Origin of the sequence: Alkalimonas sp. NCh-2 (assembly GCF_039631345.1) — a bacterium.
Classification (GTDB): Bacteria; Pseudomonadota; Gammaproteobacteria; order Enterobacterales; family Alteromonadaceae; genus Alkalimonas; species Alkalimonas mucilaginosa.
The window spans coordinates 1,028,586-1,044,409 of record NZ_JBDIUV010000001.1 but is presented as its reverse complement, the minus strand read 5'-3'; the positions used below and the strand labels follow the sequence as shown (position 1 = coordinate 1,044,409).

At 52.9% G+C, this 15,824-nt stretch carries 17 protein-coding genes; 5 read left to right on the top strand and 12 right to left on the bottom strand.

Translation table 11 applies throughout. The features are described 5' to 3' along the window. Positions 1–38 precede the first annotated feature (38 nt). On the top strand, positions 39–1,397 hold the full coding sequence (gene pmbA / locus ABC502_RS05115) for a metalloprotease PmbA (protein ID WP_345915094.1): 1,359 nt from the start codon (positions 39–41) through the stop codon (positions 1,395–1,397). A 65-nt stretch (positions 1,398–1,462) separates the two neighbouring features. On the opposite strand, the gene ABC502_RS05110 is transcribed toward pmbA, so the two are convergent. The 5 genes from ABC502_RS05110 to ABC502_RS05090 all read right to left on the bottom strand — a co-directional run bounded on the left by ABC502_RS05110 (position 1,463) and on the right by ABC502_RS05090 (position 5,173). Beyond that, positions 1,463–2,023, bottom strand: coding sequence for a CBS domain-containing protein (locus tag ABC502_RS05110; RefSeq protein WP_330089206.1), 561 nt, complete (start codon positions 2,021–2,023; stop codon positions 1,463–1,465). Between the two features lie 83 nt (positions 2,024–2,106). After that, positions 2,107–2,409 carry a hypothetical protein gene (locus ABC502_RS05105; protein WP_345915092.1) on the bottom strand — a complete coding sequence of 101 codons (303 nt, stop codon included), beginning with the start codon at positions 2,407–2,409 and terminating at the stop codon, positions 2,107–2,109. 171 nt (positions 2,410–2,580) lie between these two features. Next, positions 2,581–2,721 carry a DUF3149 domain-containing protein gene (locus ABC502_RS05100; protein ID WP_330089204.1) on the bottom strand — a complete coding sequence of 47 codons (141 nt, stop codon included), beginning with the start codon at positions 2,719–2,721 and terminating at the stop codon, positions 2,581–2,583. A 105-nt stretch (positions 2,722–2,826) separates the two neighbouring features. Continuing rightward, positions 2,827–3,279, bottom strand: a complete 453-nt coding sequence (locus ABC502_RS05095) for a TIGR02444 family protein (protein WP_345915091.1) — start codon at positions 3,277–3,279, stop codon at positions 2,827–2,829. Beyond that, complete coding sequence (locus ABC502_RS05090) at positions 3,272–5,173, bottom strand: ATP-binding cassette domain-containing protein (protein ID WP_345915090.1); 1,902 nt, start codon at positions 5,171–5,173, stop codon at positions 3,272–3,274. The genes ABC502_RS05095 and ABC502_RS05090 overlap by 8 nt, the downstream gene beginning before the upstream one ends. A 142-nt stretch (positions 5,174–5,315) precedes the next feature. Between ABC502_RS05090 and ABC502_RS05085 the strand changes: the two genes are divergently transcribed. Continuing rightward, on the top strand, positions 5,316–5,522 hold the full coding sequence (locus ABC502_RS05085) for a YheV family putative zinc ribbon protein (RefSeq protein ID WP_330089199.1): 207 nt from the start codon (positions 5,316–5,318) through the stop codon (positions 5,520–5,522). Between the two features lie 4 nt (positions 5,523–5,526). On the opposite strand, the gene ABC502_RS05080 is transcribed toward ABC502_RS05085, so the two are convergent. After that, positions 5,527–5,754, bottom strand: a complete 228-nt coding sequence (locus ABC502_RS05080) for a SlyX family protein (protein ID WP_330089198.1) — start codon at positions 5,752–5,754, stop codon at positions 5,527–5,529. Between the two features lie 45 nt (positions 5,755–5,799). Continuing rightward, positions 5,800–6,798, bottom strand: coding sequence for a hypothetical protein (locus tag ABC502_RS05075; protein ID WP_345915089.1), 999 nt, complete (start codon positions 6,796–6,798; stop codon positions 5,800–5,802). 80 nt (positions 6,799–6,878) lie between these two features. On the opposite strand from ABC502_RS05075, the gene fkpA reads away from it, so the two are divergent. Further along, positions 6,879–7,610: an FKBP-type peptidyl-prolyl cis-trans isomerase gene (gene fkpA, locus ABC502_RS05070; RefSeq protein WP_330089196.1), complete on the top strand. Its 732-nt coding sequence runs from the start codon at positions 6,879–6,881 to the stop codon at positions 7,608–7,610. A 65-nt stretch (positions 7,611–7,675) separates the two neighbouring features. Here fkpA and rsd read toward each other — a convergent pair whose 3' ends face one another. Next, positions 7,676–8,161, bottom strand: a complete 486-nt coding sequence (gene rsd / locus ABC502_RS05065) for a sigma D regulator (protein ID WP_330089195.1) — start codon at positions 8,159–8,161, stop codon at positions 7,676–7,678. A 163-nt stretch (positions 8,162–8,324) separates the two neighbouring features. Between rsd and nudC the strand changes: the two genes are divergently transcribed. Continuing rightward, positions 8,325–9,140, top strand: coding sequence for an NAD(+) diphosphatase (nudC, locus tag ABC502_RS05060; RefSeq protein WP_330089194.1), 816 nt, complete (start codon positions 8,325–8,327; stop codon positions 9,138–9,140). A gap of 249 nt (positions 9,141–9,389) precedes the next feature. Further along, positions 9,390–10,463 (top strand): uroporphyrinogen decarboxylase, encoded by a 1,074-nt coding sequence (gene hemE, locus ABC502_RS05055; protein WP_345915088.1) that lies wholly within the window; start codon positions 9,390–9,392, stop codon positions 10,461–10,463. 60 nt (positions 10,464–10,523) lie between these two features. Here hemE and ABC502_RS05050 read toward each other — a convergent pair whose 3' ends face one another. From ABC502_RS05050 to sthA, 4 genes are all read right to left on the bottom strand, one after another. Beyond that, on the bottom strand, positions 10,524–11,237 hold the full coding sequence (locus tag ABC502_RS05050) for a LytTR family transcriptional regulator DNA-binding domain-containing protein (protein ID WP_345915087.1): 714 nt from the start codon (positions 11,235–11,237) through the stop codon (positions 10,524–10,526). Beyond that, positions 11,234–12,289, bottom strand: a complete 1,056-nt coding sequence (locus ABC502_RS05045; protein ID WP_345915086.1) for a histidine kinase — start codon at positions 12,287–12,289, stop codon at positions 11,234–11,236. Before ABC502_RS05045 ends, ABC502_RS05050 begins: the two co-directional genes overlap by 4 nt. 49 nt (positions 12,290–12,338) lie before the next feature. Further along, the gene (locus ABC502_RS05040; protein ID WP_345915085.1) at positions 12,339–14,177 is read right to left on the bottom strand and encodes a serine hydrolase domain-containing protein; all 1,839 of its coding nucleotides are present in this window, start codon (positions 14,175–14,177) and stop codon (positions 12,339–12,341) included. 166 nt (positions 14,178–14,343) lie between these two features. Further along, positions 14,344–15,777, bottom strand: a complete 1,434-nt coding sequence (gene sthA, locus ABC502_RS05035) for a Si-specific NAD(P)(+) transhydrogenase (protein ID WP_345915084.1) — start codon at positions 15,775–15,777, stop codon at positions 14,344–14,346. Between the last annotated feature and the right edge of the window lie 47 nt (positions 15,778–15,824).

Below are 15,824 nucleotides of genomic sequence, written 5' to 3'. Positions count from 1 at the left end.
TGCAACGAGCCTGCTCTTTATTGCAATAACGAGGGGCTATGCAAGCATCACAGCAGCACATACAGCAAGATATCCAGCAGGAAATTGCGGAAGTTAAAGAAGCGGTCAGCCAGGTTCTGGCGCATGCCAAACAGCTGGGCGCCAGCAGCGCTGAGGCGTCGATGAGCCGTACCCGCGGCCTGAGTGTCGAAACGCGCCATGGCGAGGTGGAAACACTGGAGTTTAATCAGGATGGCGGCCTTGGTATCAGCTTGTACTTTGGTCAGCGCAAAGGCTCGGCGTCTACCGCTGATCTCAGCCCGCAAGCGCTGAAGCGTGCGGTTGAAGCCGCGGTCGATATTGCCCGCTATACCTCGGAAGATCCCTGCGCCGGTGTCGCCGAAGCTGCCTGGCTGGAGTTTAACCCGCCAGAGCTGGATTTGTTTCACCCGCACCAGGTGGATACCAGCGACGCCATTGCCAGCTGTGCCCGCGCTGAGCAAGCGGCATTTGATTACGATAGCCGTATTGTTAATTCCGAAGGGGCGTCGTTTTCATCGCATCAGGGCATCAAAGTCTATGGCAACAGCCATGGCCAGTTGGTGGGGTATCCCAGCAGCCGGCACAGCATCAGCTGTGTGATGATCGGCAAAACCGAGCAGGACATGCAGCGCGATTACAGCTACAGCGTGCACCGCGACTTTACCCAATTGCTCAGTCCGGAGCAGGTGGGCCGTGAGGCGGCAGCAGAGACCATTGCGCGGTTGGATGCGCGCCAGGTGCCTACCGAGAAGGTACCGGTGATTTTCCGCGCGGATATCGCCAGCAGCTTGTTTGGCCATCTGGTCAGTGCCATCAGCGGTGGCAGCATCTACCGCCAGTCCAGTTTTTTGCTGGATAAGTTAGGCCAGCGTATTTTCCCTGAACATTTGAACATCATCGAGCGGCCTCATCTGCGGCAGGGGCTGGCCTCCAGTCCTTTTGATGCGGAAGGGGTGAAAACCCGCGACTTAGCCGTGATTGAGCAGGGCGTACTGACCAGTTGGTTGCTGACCAGTTACTCGGCCCGCAAACTGGGCTTGGCCAGTACCGGCCATGCCGGCGGTATTCACAACTGGCTGGTACAGCATGGCGAGCAGGATTTAGCGGCCCTTTGTCAGCAAATGGGCCGGGGCCTGTTGGTGACCGAACTGATGGGCCAGGGAGTGAACACCGTTACCGGTGATTACTCGCGCGGTGCCGCAGGTTTCTGGGTCGAAAACGGTGAAATCCAGTTCCCGGTGGCTGAAGTGACCATTGCCGGTAACCTGACCGAGATGTTCCAGCGCATTGTCGCCATCGGCAAGGATGTGGATGTGCGCGGCGGCGTGCAAACCGGCTCGGTGTTGATAGAGTCGATGCAGCTGGCTGGCAATTAACGGGTACAGTGCCAAACGCAGGCCCGCGTGAGCGGGCCTGCAGCAGGCAACGGATAGGCAGGCCTTCAGGCCAGCACCGAATCGAACAATTGCAAAAAAGTGGGCGCAGGGGTGACTTCAAGTGGTAGCTGCAGGCGCTTTGCAATCACCTCACTGCTCAGTACGCCGCGGATCTGATGACTATCGCGCTCCAACACCAAACAAAATGCTTCCCCCTCCCGTTGCAAGGTATGCAGTACATCCCCTATCTTACTGTGTGCTACATCCTGATAGGCCAGGGCTTTTAATTTGGTGCGTGGCAGCATCAGATCACGCACGGTGATCTCATCCCGGGCATCGCCCATCACCACCCGGCGCATAATGCTTTGTGCCGATAATTGCTGTGGGCTAATCAGTCCAACCAACTCCTCATCTGCATCTACCACCAGTTTCAGATGGCTGTGCTCGCGTTCCAGCATCATTAGCGCATCGGTGGCCAGGGTATCGGCTTCCAGCAAACTAGGCTGGTGCTGCTGAAAATCGGTGAGCCAGCTGATGGCCGGTGTATTCAGTTCGTGCGAATTACATTCATTGGGTTGTACCAGATGATCGTTGGCATCCAGCGGGTAAAGGGTCAGGTGTTTCATGGTCAATCCTCCGCAGCAGCCGTTTTGGCTGATGCAACAAAGCAGTTAGGCTCCTTGGCTGGAGCAAAAATATCGCTGTTGTGTCAGAAGGATAAAACCGGTGGGGCTCTGGCAGGGTTAGGATTGCGTGTCGCAGCCAGTTCAACAGTATTGGTATGGCTCGCCGTTTGTTGCAAGAATGCCAACAACGATGGCGTGACGTTTAGGGTTGCAGCGTCATGGTCATCGTGCGAGTCGGAGTGCTGCAGCCAGTCGCTGCTGTGCTGCAATAATGCAGCGCTGCAGTCCTGCAGTGGCAGCAGAGAGGCTTCGCTGCTGGCATAAGGTTGCGACTGGCTAAAGCCAGTGACCAGCAACAACAACCAAAGCGAACGGATCAACTGCATCAATGCTTCGCAAAATAGCTAAGGGTAGATCCTAAGATGGCGGTTGTGCCGAAAAAAGGCAAGGGGGGCACGTCAAAAAAACTGCGCGATGCGGTAGTTGGCGGTTGGCGCTACTTTGTTAAAAGCGACAGGCCGCAAGCGAGAGCTTACGGCTGTGCAGCTTCTTCATGCTTACTTGGCTTGCTGCTCGTCATGGCCAATTTTATACAAAAAGTACACTGCATAAAAAATGCACAGGCCAATCACAATGGCGAGACCAGTAAAAGAAATAAAGATCACCGGATCCGATATAAATTCTTGCCACAGGTTCATGGGATGCTCCTCCTGTCTGATAACTGCATTCAGTGTAGAAGCAAGTGGTTGGATGAAAACTGACCTGGATCAAGCTTTGCGGTGGCTGTGACAGCCAAGCTGTGGTTAGCGAGCCTGGCTTTGACGCAGATCAAATAATGTCTGCTGCCAGCGCTCAGTTGACGGGGCCAGCTGCGTTAGATAGTCACGGATCAAATCGGCAGCTTTACCGGCTGTGTGTTCTGGCAAGGCCGCGAGTAGAGCTTGCTGCTCCAATTGCTCTGCGGCCAGCTCGGCTTGCAGCAGGGCGGCTTTGATGGTTGGCTGCTCACTTAACTGGCGGCGTAATTGGCGAATCGGCAGGGTGACCTGCTGATTGACAGGCAGCACCGCCTGATGCAGTCGGGCTATCTCTGCTGCAGACCAGTGCCAGTGTTGTTGCTCTGCATAAAGCAATAACAGCAGCAGATTGACATTGGCACCCCAGTTATCCTGTAACCGGAGCAAAGGCTGCTGTATGGCTGGATAGCACTCAAGACAAAATTGCCAGAATTGCTCAGTAGTTGGTAACTTAGCCATGTTGCTGCCAGAAGGCTTGCTCGGTTTGCTCTAGTTCATCCTGCAACAAGAACCAGTCTTCTTCCACCTGAGCCAGGGTTTTGCTGGCATTGGCCTGTTCGGCCAGTCGCTCGGTCAGTTCCGCCTTGCGCACTGCTTCGTACAGCTCTGGCTCGGCCAGTAGCTGCTCCAGCTCAGTTAGCCGGGCCGTTAACTGCTCTTGTTGGGCTTCCGCCTGCTCCAGCTTTTTTTTCAGTGGCCTAAGCAGATTACGCAGCTCGGCTTCGAGGCGTTTTTGATCTTTGCGCTGGCTGGCACCGTCCGCTTTGGGCTCTACCTGGTTGTTTTGCTTGCGGCTGTCTTGTTGCAACCATTGGTAGTAATCCTGCAAATCACCGGCAAAAGGGGCGACCTTGCCATCGGCCACCAGATAAAACTCATCGGTGGTGCTGGTTAGTAAGTGGCGATCGTGCGACACCACCACAATGGCGCCTTCAAAGTCCTGCAGCGCCATCACGATGGCTTCGCGCATATCCAGATCCAGGTGGTTGGTTGGTTCATCCAGCAGCAGTAAATTTGGGCGTTGGTACACCAGCAAGGCCAACACCAGCCGGGCTTTTTCACCACCGGAAAAAGGTGCACAGGGCTCCAGCGCTTTATCACCATGAAAACCAAAGCCACCGAGAAAATCACGCAGGCTTTGCTCGCTGGCGGCCGGGTCCAGCCGTTGCAATTGCAGCAAGGCTGAGTCGCTTGGGCGCAGCGTTTCCAACTGGTGCTGGGCAAAATAACCCAGACTGATGCCGCTGGCGGTCCAAAGCTCACCGGCCTGGGCTGGAAGATTGCCTGCCAGGTGTTTGATCAGCGTTGATTTACCGGCACCGTTACGGCCCAGTAAGCCAATGCGGCTGCCCGGCAGCAGCTGAAAATTGATGTTGTGCAAAATGGTGTGATCGCCATAGCCCAGTTGCACTTTTTCCAGCTTCAGTAGCGGGTTTGGTAAGGCTTTGGGGGGGCGAAACGAAAAACTAAAGGGCGAGTCGACATGGGCTGGCGCCAGCATCGTCATGCGCTCTAAGGCTTTCACCCGGCTTTGCGCTTGCTTGGCTTTGGAAGCTTTGGCTTTGAAGCGGTCGATAAACTGCTGCAAATGCGCCACTTGCTGCTGCTGTTTCTCGAACATGGATTGCTGCTGAGCCAGCCGCTCGGCGCGTTGGCGCTCAAACTGGCTGTAATTGCCCTTGTACAGTTGCACTTGTTGGCGTTCAATGTGAATAATGCTGTCAGTGACGGCATCCAGAAAGTCGCGGTCGTGACTGATCAGCAATAAGGTGCCATCGTAGCTTTGCAGGTACTTTTCCAGCCAGAGCACGGCATCCAAATCCAGGTGGTTGGTCGGCTCATCCAGCAGCAAGAGTTGCGAGGGCTTCATCAGCGCCCGCGCAAGGTTCAATCGCATACGCCAACCACCGGAGAAGGATTTCACTGCCTGCTGTTGCATGGCGCCATCAAACCCCAGTCCCGCCAACAAAATGCCGGCTTTGGCCTCAGCGCTGTAGCCGTTTAGCTGTTCAATCTGTTGGTGCGCTGTGGCCAGCAGCTCGCCATCGCCGCCTTGTTTCAATAACTGCAGTAAAGGGTAGAGGGCTTCATCACCCTGCAATACATACTCCATTGCCGGGCAGTCCAGTGCTGGTGTTTCCTGCGCTACTGTCGAGATTTCCCAACTGGCCGGGATGCTCAGCTCTCCGGCATCGGGGGCCAATTGGCCCAAAAAACAGGCAAATAAGGACGACTTGCCGCAGCCATTGGCACCAATAATGCCAATTTTCTGGCCGGGGAAGATGGTCAGGTTGGCATCGCTGAACAGGGCTTTGCTGCCGCGGCGTAGTTCAAGTTGTTGCAGTTGGATCATGAAAGCATCTCGGTTGCGGGCTGGCACAAAGCAGGCAGTATACCTGAAGAGGGGGCTGCTCAGCGAGTACAGTGGGTGACCGTGCTGATCATTTCTGTGGCTACTGATGTATAATGGCCAGAGTTCACTGATCGAGAGTTTTATGGATACCCGCAAGAAAAAGCGCTTTATCGCCGGCGCAACCTGCCCCAAATGCCATGCCATGGACAGCATGATGCTGTTTTTAGAGCACAATGTAGAAAAGGTGGAGTGCGTACACTGCGGCTACCAGATGACCCAGCCGGATGCGAAGGTGAGCAAGGCAGCAGGCAGCAGTGAGCAATTGATTGGGGTTTTTAAGCCGGATTAACCTGTTAGTAATGCGGCGGCGGTGGCTCCTGATCCTGCGGCATCATTTCATCCTGCTCCTGCCGCTGCAATTGCTTCGCCAGCAGCAGTACCTGCTGCTGCAGTACCTTAATTTGCTTCTGGTGCTCCAGCAACTCTTTGCTCAGGTGCTGCATGGCATCATCCTGAAAAGCAATCTTACTTTCCAATTCAATAATATGAAGTTCGACTTTGTCGTGTTCTGAGGTGCTCATAATGTGATTCGCTTTGTTCGCGGTGCTGAAGTCTACGCAACCCGCTTAGTCGTTGTCCAGTTGGATTTGCCACACTTCAGCCAAACCACTGGAGCTTTCACTAATCAGTTGATTGGGGCCAAAAAAGGCGACTGCATGCACGGCCGCGCTGGGTGGCCGGCTGCCGACGCGGGGCGAGACCCGCCAGCGCTGCAATTCCCGGCCCGTTTGTACATCCCACAAGGCTAAGTTGCGGCTGGGGGCACCAGTGGCCAGCCAGCGGCCATCGTCGCTAAAGCGCACGGCACTGAAAATTTGCTGGCGGGCGGTAAATTGCAGGCGGCTCACCAGTTGGCCGGTTTGAATATCCCAGATTTGAGCGGTGCTTTGGCTATCGGCAGTAAAGGCAAAACGGCCTTGCGGGTCCAGCGCTACCTTGGTGACCCGGCTTGGGTGCGGAAAGCTGTGAATGATCTGGGCAGTCTCGGTATTCCACAAATAGGCCATGTAATCGTTGCCACCGGTCAGGGCAAAGCGACCATTGGGCGATAAATCGACGCTGTTGATGCGCTCACTGTGGCCGAGAAACTCCAGCCGGCGGCCACTTGCAAAGGTTATGTGTTGCACACCGCCATTGCCTTTGCCAATTAACAGATGCTCGGCATTGTGCGAAACGGCAATATCACGCACCGAGGATTCATCCAGTTGCCAGTAGCCAACATTCTCGCCATCGGCAATACGCCATAAGGCAAAGTTGGTGCGGTCGGCACTGAGCACATGGCTGTTGTTCGGGCTAATCGCCAATGCGAACACAATGTTTGCATCGGCATCACGATGGTTCCATTGATACATTAAGCCTTCGCGCTCAGTATCCCAAATGGTAATGCCATGCTGCACCGACGATTGCACCGCATAGCGGCCATCGCTGGAGATGGCTGCTGCATAGGTTGCTTGAGCTGCATGCTTCCACTGCTGTATCGGGGTGGTTTCCACCCGGCTACAGGCGGCTGTTATCAGCAAAAACAGGAAAATTGGCAGATATTTGCTGTGATGGCTTAACCTCATCTCCACAAACCGTTAGTATAGGATGACGATTAAAATCATAACACAGTGTGCAGCTTAGGCTGCCCGATTTGGAGAAAATAATGCGCGTAACAACCAAACTCAGCCTGGTGGCTGCATCCATCCTTGCTTTGTCTGCCTGTCAACCCGCTCCAACGGAAGGTCCGGTGACACTGGAGACGGACACTCAGCAGCAATCCTACAGCTTTGGTGTCTCTGCCGGTTACTATATTGAGAATGCAGTGGCTGAGCATCAGGCTATGGGCATTGATCTGGATGCCGATCTGATTGTACGTGGCATGAAGGATGCGATTGCTGGCAAAGCCATCGTAACAGAGGAAGAGATCCAGCAGCACCTGACTGCGCTGGATAAAAGCTTCCGGGAAAAGCAAGAGCAGCAAGCGGAAGCCGCAGCTGCTGAAGTTTTGGCGGCAGGTCAGGCGTATCTGAACGAAAATGCCAGCAAGGAAGGGGTGCAAGTGACGGAGTCCGGCCTGCAGTACGAAGTACTGGAGCAAGGCGATGGTGCTAAGCCTGCTGCTACGGATACCGTAAAGGTGCATTATCAGGGATCCTTGCTGGATGGCACGACCTTTGACAGTTCCTACGAGCGTGGTGAACCGATTGAATTCCCATTAAACCGGGTTATTCCAGGTTGGACTGAAGGTGTGCAATTGATGAATGTTGGTTCTAAGTTCCGCTTTACCATTCCGTCTGAACTGGCTTACGGTACCCGCGATATGGGCGTGATCCCACCGAACAGCGTACTGGTGTTTGAAGTGGAATTGCTGGATATCAAGACCGCCACTGAATAAAGCGGTATTTGTCTACAAAAAGGGCAGCTTTACAGCTGCCCTTGCTATTTTGGCCTGGAAACTTATCAGGCTGTGGTTTGCTGATCGCTGTGTTTATGATGCAGGGTATGGATCAACTCGTCTTCCAGCTCAAAGCGCCCTTCCAGCGCTTGTCCCAGATCGGATAGTTCCAGATCAAAGGCGCCACTTTGCCGGGTGCTGAAATGCTCGGCGTACTTATCGTTAAACTCGAGCGCCAAGTCGGTTGATACGGCAATTTTAGGATACAAGCGATTGGCCAGTTGGCGGCTGTCGGTGCCGTTGACAGCACATTCAGATACGATCTGCTCATACACCTCAAAATGACCGGCAGAGAGGTAATCCATCAGCAGTTGACAGAACTCTTGCACTGCTTCCTGACTTGGTTTGGCGCGCTGTTTGTCATCAAAGGGCGGTAAGCCTGCCAGTTTGCAGTAACTGATAATCAACTGCTGGCGTTCTGTCAGCCAATGATCGATTGCGGTTAAAGCGCCGCCCCACTTTTGTTGTGCTGCCTGAACCCGCCTGTACATGACTTGCTCCTTACCCTGTCTGGTCTTTGGTCTACTTAAAAGAATTCAGCTGCTAAAATCAATGGTTTTTTCATTGGTCTGAACTCTTTGACCATTTATCATACCCCCAGTCAGGCAACAGGCCAACCATTGTTGCCAAATGTTCCTAAAATGAGGATGGAGTATGATCAGTCACAGCTTACCGCTCAAGGCAGAGACTCATGGCTACTGGCTGGTAGTAAATCAGCAGAAAATTTACTGGCCACCAACACAGCATGGTTTGCACTACAGCAGCATGGCGGAGCTGGTGCCATTCTTTGGTGAACCAGAGCAAAGCGGCACGCTAGGCCTGTTTAATGGTAAGCCGGTGTATTATTGGGTGCTCAATGACCAGCGACAGGATGAAGAAAACTGGCTGAATCCCCGGCAATTACTGCAACAGGGTGAAGCGGTGTTTGAGCTGGCGGCCCGGGCTGTGCAGGTAGCGCTGTTTTTACAAACACATCGTTACTGTGGCCAATGCGGCTCGGCCATGCAACTGGTAAGCTGGGAACTGGCGGCTTTGTGCCACCGTTGTGGTCATCGCTGTTACCCGCGTATTGCCCCTTGCGTACTGGTGGCTGTGGTGAAAGACGATCAGTTGTTGCTGGCGCGATCCAGCCGGCACAAAGCGGGCTTTTTCTCTATTCTGGCCGGTTTTGTCGAGTCGGCCGAAACGCTGGAACAAGCCGCGGTGCGTGAAGTAAAAGAAGAAGTGGGCATTGATATTGACCAGCTAGAGTATGTCGGCAGCCAGCCCTGGCCCTTCCCCCATTCACTGATGACTGGTTTTATTGCTCGTTATGTCGGCGGTGCGATTCGGTGTCAGCCGAATGAAATTGAAGAAGCGCATTGGTTTGATTTAGCTGCTTTGCCAGAGGTACCACCGCTGCAAACGCTATCCGGGCAAATGATTGAACAAGTGAAGCAGCGAATCGCAGGCAATAAAAAAGCCACTTAACGTGGCTTAAATCACTAAGTGCTTGAAAACACAAGGTGATTAACAGGTCCCGTGAACGGGCTTCTTTATTCTTATTCTTCACTAGCGCCCTCATTTTATAGCAGATGTATTTTCAGCATACAAGCATCTTTTTGAACTTTTTTTGTGATATTCAGTCTGCAGTCAGTTTGATTCGGATCAGTATTCGAGCTAGAGCCCACTGGCTAGCAATGCTAAGATAACAGCATTCTTATTTGGATTGATGACATCATGCAATTAAAAAACGATCGTTACCTGCGCGCACTGTGCAAAGAACCTGTAGACCGTACCCCTATCTGGATGATGCGCCAGGCTGGCCGTTATTTGCCGGAGTACCGTGCGACCCGGGCTCAAGCCGGTGATTTTATGTCATTGTGCAAAAACCCTGAGCTGGCTTGCGAGGTCACCTTGCAGCCGCTGCGCCGTTACCCGATGGATGCGGCGATTTTGTTCAGTGATATTCTGACCATCCCGGATGCCATGGGCTTAGGCCTTTATTTTGGTGCAGGTGAAGGGCCAAAGTTTGAGCGGCCAATCCGTGATTTTATGGATGTGGTGAATTTGCCTATCCCGGATCCTGAGCAGGAGCTGCGTTACGTGATGGATGCGGTGCGTACCATTCGCCGCGAGCTGAATGGCGAAGTACCACTGATTGGCTTCTCCGGCAGTCCCTGGACCTTAGCGACCTATATGGTCGAAGGTGGCAGCAGTAAAACCTTTAGCATCATTAAAAAGATGATGTACAGCGAGCCGGAAGTGTTGCATATGCTGCTGGATAAGCTGGCGCAGAGCGTCACCTCCTACCTGAATGCTCAGATCGCTGCTGGCGCTCAGTCCATTATGATTTTCGATACCTGGGGTGGGGTGCTCACGCCGCGCGATTACAAAGAGTATTCGCTCAGTTACATGCAGCAGATTGTCGATGGCCTGACCCGTGAGGCCGATGGCCGCAAGGTACCGGTGACCCTGTTCACCAAAAATGGTGGTCTTTGGTTGGAGCAAATCGCCGCTACCGGCTGTGATGGTGTGGGCCTGGATTGGACCATGGATATCGGCCAGGCGCGCAAGCGCATCGGCGATAAAGTTGCGCTGCAAGGCAATATGGACCCGAATATTTTGCTCGGTACACCAGAGCGTATTCGCCAGGAAGTGCAAACCATCCTGGATGGCTACGGCCAGGGCACAGGCCATGTCTTTAACCTCGGCCATGGCATTACGCCTGATGTAGACCCGGAGCGGGTCAGTGTCTTTGTCGAGGCCGTGCAGTCGTTTAGCCCGACTTACCATATGAATACCGACGATTAAATATTCTTTTGGCCCACGAAAGCCTGGTCTTTAGCCAGGCTTTCGTGGGTATCCCTGGGTTTATAAACTTAGAAATTGTTTGAAACGGCTGCTGTGCCGGCGTGATACTTCTACCACACTGCCATTGCTCATGCAAAGTTGCAGGCTTCCTGCAACGGTCAGTTCAATCGCCCGGATCTGCTTGATATTGATGATGCACTGGCGGTTGGCACGGAAAAAAAGCTGGGCCGGCAAGCGTGTTTCGAGCTGATTTAATGTCTTGTGGACCAGTGGCCTGTGCCCATCAAAATGCACCTCGGTGTAGTTGCCGGCACTATTAAAAGAGATAATCTTGCTCAGCTCTATCATCCAGCATTGTTCACCATCTTTCACAAACACCGAGCTGTTGGTTTCAAGTTTTGAGAAGAGCTCAGTCTGGTTGGTTAACTTCTGATCCAAGCGTTGCAGTGCCTGCTTTAACCGCACAGGCTCTATCGGTTTTAGCAGATAATCGACAGCATCGTATTCAAAGGATCGCACTGCATAATGATCGTAGGCGGTGGTAAAGATAACTGCCGGCTGTTGGGGTAAAGCATCCAGTAATTCGAAACCGTTTTTGCCCGGCATTTGAATGTCTAAAAATACAACATCAGGTTGTAACTCTTGAATGGCAGGGATAGCACTGTCTGGCTCTGAAAATTCGCCAAGTATCTGAATATCATGGTATTGGCCTAGCAGGTTATGTAACTCAAGGCGTGCCAGGCGGGAGTCTTCAACAATAATGGCCGTCGTCATGTCAGCTCTTCGGTTGCAGTGGGAATGCGTAAATCAGCGATCACAGTACCGCTTTGTTCGTACAAGTGGAAGCTGGCCTGGTGCTGGAACAACAGCTGAAGTCGCTGCGCAATATTTTTTAGCCCGAGCTGTGTCGACTCAGCAGCGCTTGCACCTGGCTTCAGGCTGCCGTCATTGGTCACTTGAATGCACAGCTGTTGCTGTTGATGATAGATACGCAACTTAAGCCTGCCGCCATCTTTACGTTGCGCTATGCCATGTTTGATAGCATTTTCTATCAGCATTTGGATCATCATCGGCGGAATATGAAAGTGCGCTGGGATGACGTCAATGCGGGTTTGCCATTGCAGTCGCTGTTCATACTGAATGCCAGCCAGTGCTACAAAGTCCTGCACCGTATCAAGCTCACTTTGCAGCGGCACCAGGCTTTGGTTCGGTGCAGTTAAGCCGTAACGCAAGACGTTTGCCAACAAGGTTAAGCTATCGCGGGCCTGCGGGACACTTTCCAGCATTAAAGCGCGAATATTGTTTAAAGCGTTAAACATAAAGTGAGGGTTAATTTGCCCTATCAGCGTGTTTAGTTGAGCATCCTTTAACGCATTGGCCAATTCAAGCTTATCCAGTTCAGACTTACGCCAGCGCCGCAGATACTGACTGGCTAAGTAGAGACTGCTCCACATCAGCATGATGGGATAAATACCTACCAGGTTGGCCAATATCACCCGGGCATTAAACAGCGTGGCAGGGGCGGTGAAGGTCAGACTGAGCAAGGTTAAGATACACAGAATAACTGCCGCAGTTGCCAGCAGTGACAGCAACAATACTGGAACTATCATGCGCAGAATTGGCAGCTCAATGAGCTGCAGTTTGCGATAACTTAAGCGTAAGCCATGAGAACTCGCAACACCGAAGGTGATAAAGGCCAGATTGGCAAACAACTGCTCCAACACTCTGACGTCCGGTTGCAGCATCTGCAACAGAAAGTTGACGCTGGCTGCTATGAACCAGCCAGCCAGTTGGCACTTCCAGTAACGACTCAGTGGTTTTGTCATTGAGTTAGCCTGACAGAGTGAGATGGATTGGTAGTCTTCTGACACTAGCTTACCATTGCCACAACGCTAAGCCGAGATAATCAAACCTGAAACAGTAGACTGCAAAAGCGTTGGCGGCTAAGACACTGAGTACCGCAAAGTAGCGCGCAGGGCCGGAAGGCTCCAGGCGATACCTATAGAGTACAGCCGCTGTCGCGATGGCACCATGCAACGCAAAAGCAAGGGTCCCCCAATAGATGGTCAGTGTTTGCCAATTTACCTTGGCAGCTTCAGGCAGTGACAAATTAAATAATGCGACCAGCACTGCAGCCAATAAGGTGACGTTGACTAAAGGCAGTGCTCTCAGCCAGAGCTGTGCAGGCGAACTAAATTTCCCCCGGATGGCGTTAATAAGCCAGATGGGAGCATAGCCCAGCGTCAGCACAAAGATACTGCAGCAAAAGCCCAGCAGCAACATGGGCAACCAGGCGCTGAGGGCAGATACTTTCAGCAAATAGTCGCCATGTACTTCAATGGCAAATCCTTCGGGCGTGTGACCAATCACCTTCAGAGTAGCGTGGCTTTCACCGGCTTTGGCAAACTGGCCATGCCCCAGGTGTTGGTAGTGATTGGCGGCACCCAGGATAGGGGCTGCTAATAGGTCGCTGCCTTTTGTGGTAACTTTCCCTACGGCTGTGATAAAAGCAATACCGGCAAAGAGTTGGTTGCGGATATTGCTTGCCCGATAATAGCCATCGATTTCAGGGCGATCGATAGCAACCAGCGTGGGGGTGGCTATGGTCGCATCCGTCTGGAGATTTTGTGTGATGATGTCTGTTAGCCGTCGCAAGCGGACATTGCTGCTGTTGAGCATCACCACATAGCCCAGATCCAGCTCGCGGTTGTAGCCATACGACGTTAAAAAGCCATCAATGCCGCCATCATGGCCAAGCCATTCCCGGCCACTGCGGGTACTGGCATAAATGGCTTTGGCATAACCATAGGTGAGACCTTGCTGTGCGGCCAGGGTTGATTCAGGCCGCTCCAGCTGACGGATGCTGCTTGTGTCCAGGTGGGGCAGTTGCGCTGTTTGCGCCTGACTTAACAACCAAAGGCCCAGCTGCGCCATAGCGGCTGCGTTGCACTCTAAGTTACCGGCTGAGCGCAGATAAATTTGTTGAAAGGGAACCGTCTTCGCATGGCCAAAACCATGGCTTAGCCTGGGATCCGGCTTAAGGGATGTGCTGAGCTGACAGGATGACATCCCAAGAGGTTGCAGGACTTGCTGCTCAATATAGTCTTCAAAACGCTGTGTACTGTATTTTTCGATTAAATGTCCGAGAATGCCGTAACCTGGGTTGCTGTAGGCGTGTCTGGTGCCTGGCTGCCAGCGAACTTTTAACGATGCAGCATCGCGATTCACAGCATCCAGTAGTTGGATCCCAGGCTCATGACGATTATAAATATTGCGAAAGTGCATATCATCGAGCCCTGCTGTGTGCTCTAGCAAGTGAATCACACGCACAGGGTGGCTGCTTTGCCATGGGTTTTGCAGCAGCAGCGCCGGCTCCAGCTGCAGTACCTCATCTTGCAGTGAGAACTTGTCTTGCTGCACCAGTTGCATAATGGCCAGTGCTACCAGGGTTTTGGTGGTCGAACCGGCCCGGAATAAGGTGTTGTCACTGACTGGTATTTGTTGCTCTGAATCTGTAAAGCCGAAGCTGGCCTGCCACAGCAGTTGCTTGCTGTTAAAGACAGCAACTTGAGCGCCTGGTACTTGCTGTTCTTGCAGTATGCTGTCCAGTTGAGAGTGTAACTGCGCAAAATCCAGTGGACTGGAAGTAGCAAACAGGGGGCCGCTGTGTGCGTAGAGTAGGACGCAGAGGCTGAGTAAGGCGTGTTTTAGCATAGGGTGTTCTCCAGGCATCGTATTGATACAGCCCTACTGTAAGGCGCTGGAGAGCCTGAGTCTTAACAATTACATGGGCGGCAGTAGCAGCGGATAAGCGGTATTAAGCCGGCTGTGAAAGCCTGATTTAGGGCAAGCCTGACTCTCAGACTTGCCCCTTAGTTATTCAGAACAACCGGTTTAAGCCATTCAATGCCGCCACCCGGTAGGCTTCGGCCATGGTGGGGTAGTTGAAGGTGGTGTGCACAAAGTACTCGATGGTATTGCCGCCATTCTTTTGCATCATAATGGCCTGACCGATATGGACGATTTCTGCCGCCCGCTCGCCAAAGCAATGGATGCCTAAAATTTCTTTGGTCTCGCGGTGAAACAGCAGTTTCAAACTGCCGGCATTGGTGTTGGCAATTTGTGCCCGGGCCAGGTGTTTGAATTGGGCCCGGCCTACTTCGTAGGGAATGCGGGCAGCGGTGAGTTCCTGCTCGGTTTTACCAACCGAGCTGATTTCCGGAATGGTGTAAATGCCCACCGGGATATCGGTAATCAGCTGGCTTTCACACTGGCCCTTCACAATAGCGGTACCGACAATGCGGCCCTGATCGTAGGCAGCGCTTGCCAGGCTAGGGTAACCAATCACATCGCCCACCGCATAAATGTGCGGCACTTCGGTCTGGTAGTTGTCGTCGACCTTCAACTGGCCACGACCATCGGCTTTCAGCCCCACTGCAGCCAGGTTCAGGCTGTCGGTATTGCCGGTGCGGCCATTGGCAAACAAAATGCAGTCGGCTTTCATTTTTTTGCCGGATTTTAAATGTAGTACCACCCCATCGTCGCGGCCTTCGATGCTGTCGAATTCCTCACCATGACGGATATTGATACCGGAATTCCAGAAGTGGTAGCTGAGCGAATCGGAAATCTCGCTGTCCATAAAGGCCAGCAGGCGATCGCGATTATTGACCAAATCGACCCGTACCCCAAGGCCGCGGAATATCGAAGCGTACTCACAGCCAATCACGCCGGCACCATAAATAATGACATGGCGTGGATCGTCACGCAGCGACAAAATGGTATCGCTGTCGTAAATGCGCGGGTGATTAAAGTCGACAGAGGCTGGCCGGTAAGGGCGTGAGCCGCTGGCAATGACAATATTGGCGGCGCTAAGCACCTGCTTGGAGCCGTCGGCTTCGGTGATCTCCAGTTGGTGCGGGCCAACAAAGGTGGCATCCGCATGAAAAATCGTCACCCGGTTGCGATCGTAAAAGCTGCTTCTGAGTCGTACTTGTTTGCGAATAACGCCGGCGGCGTGCTTTAAAATTTCATCAAAGGTCAGGTGTGTTTTGTTTTCATCCAGCTGAAACAATGGGTTTTCTTTGTATTCAATGTAGCGGCTGACGGAGTGGCGCAGCGCTTTGGAGGGGATGGTGCCCCAATGGGTGCAGCCGCCACCGACCGACTGATAGCGTTCAATCACGGCGACCCGTTGGCCACTTTTGGCCAGGCTCATCGCCGCCCCTTCACCGCCCGGGCCGGTGCCGATAATAATGCTGTCAAAGTCGTAGGCAGGGGTTTTTTGCTTGTTTTTTGTCGCCACAGGCGGCTCCATCTTAGCGAGTTTCAAAATTAGTATAACAATAGCCTGATTTGACACTG

Bases quoted from the DNA above. Each gene is read 5' to 3' on its own strand.
- ABC502_RS05095 (WP_345915091.1), bottom strand. From the start codon at position 3,279: ATGGCTAAGTTACCAACTACTGAGCAATTCTGGCAATTTTGTCTTGAG.
- rsd (WP_330089195.1), bottom strand. From the start codon at position 8,161: ATGTACAGGCGGGTTCAGGCAGCACAACAAAAGTGGGGCGGCGCTTTA.
- ABC502_RS05110 (WP_330089206.1), bottom strand. From the start codon at position 2,023: ATGAAACACCTGACCCTTTACCCGCTGGATGCCAACGATCATCTGGTA.
- ABC502_RS05100 (WP_330089204.1), bottom strand. From the start codon at position 2,721: ATGAACCTGTGGCAAGAATTTATATCGGATCCGGTGATCTTTATTTCT.
- ABC502_RS05105 (WP_345915092.1), bottom strand. From the start codon at position 2,409: ATGCAGTTGATCCGTTCGCTTTGGTTGTTGTTGCTGGTCACTGGCTTT.
- hemE (WP_345915088.1), top strand. From the start codon at position 9,390: ATGCAATTAAAAAACGATCGTTACCTGCGCGCACTGTGCAAAGAACCT.
- pmbA (WP_345915094.1), top strand. From the start codon at position 39: ATGCAAGCATCACAGCAGCACATACAGCAAGATATCCAGCAGGAAATT.
- ABC502_RS05085 (WP_330089199.1), top strand. From the start codon at position 5,316: ATGGATACCCGCAAGAAAAAGCGCTTTATCGCCGGCGCAACCTGCCCC.
- ABC502_RS05045 (WP_345915086.1), bottom strand. From the start codon at position 12,289: ATGACAAAACCACTGAGTCGTTACTGGAAGTGCCAACTGGCTGGCTGG.
- fkpA (WP_330089196.1), top strand. From the start codon at position 6,879: ATGCGCGTAACAACCAAACTCAGCCTGGTGGCTGCATCCATCCTTGCT.
- ABC502_RS05050 (WP_345915087.1), bottom strand. From the start codon at position 11,237: ATGACGACGGCCATTATTGTTGAAGACTCCCGCCTGGCACGCCTTGAG.
- nudC (WP_330089194.1), top strand. From the start codon at position 8,325: ATGATCAGTCACAGCTTACCGCTCAAGGCAGAGACTCATGGCTACTGG.
- sthA (WP_345915084.1), bottom strand. From the start codon at position 15,777: ATGGAGCCGCCTGTGGCGACAAAAAACAAGCAAAAAACCCCTGCCTAC.
- ABC502_RS05090 (WP_345915090.1), bottom strand. From the start codon at position 5,173: ATGATCCAACTGCAACAACTTGAACTACGCCGCGGCAGCAAAGCCCTG.
- ABC502_RS05075 (WP_345915089.1), bottom strand. From the start codon at position 6,798: ATGAGGTTAAGCCATCACAGCAAATATCTGCCAATTTTCCTGTTTTTG.
- ABC502_RS05040 (WP_345915085.1), bottom strand. From the start codon at position 14,177: ATGCTAAAACACGCCTTACTCAGCCTCTGCGTCCTACTCTACGCACAC.
- ABC502_RS05080 (WP_330089198.1), bottom strand. From the start codon at position 5,754: ATGAGCACCTCAGAACACGACAAAGTCGAACTTCATATTATTGAATTG.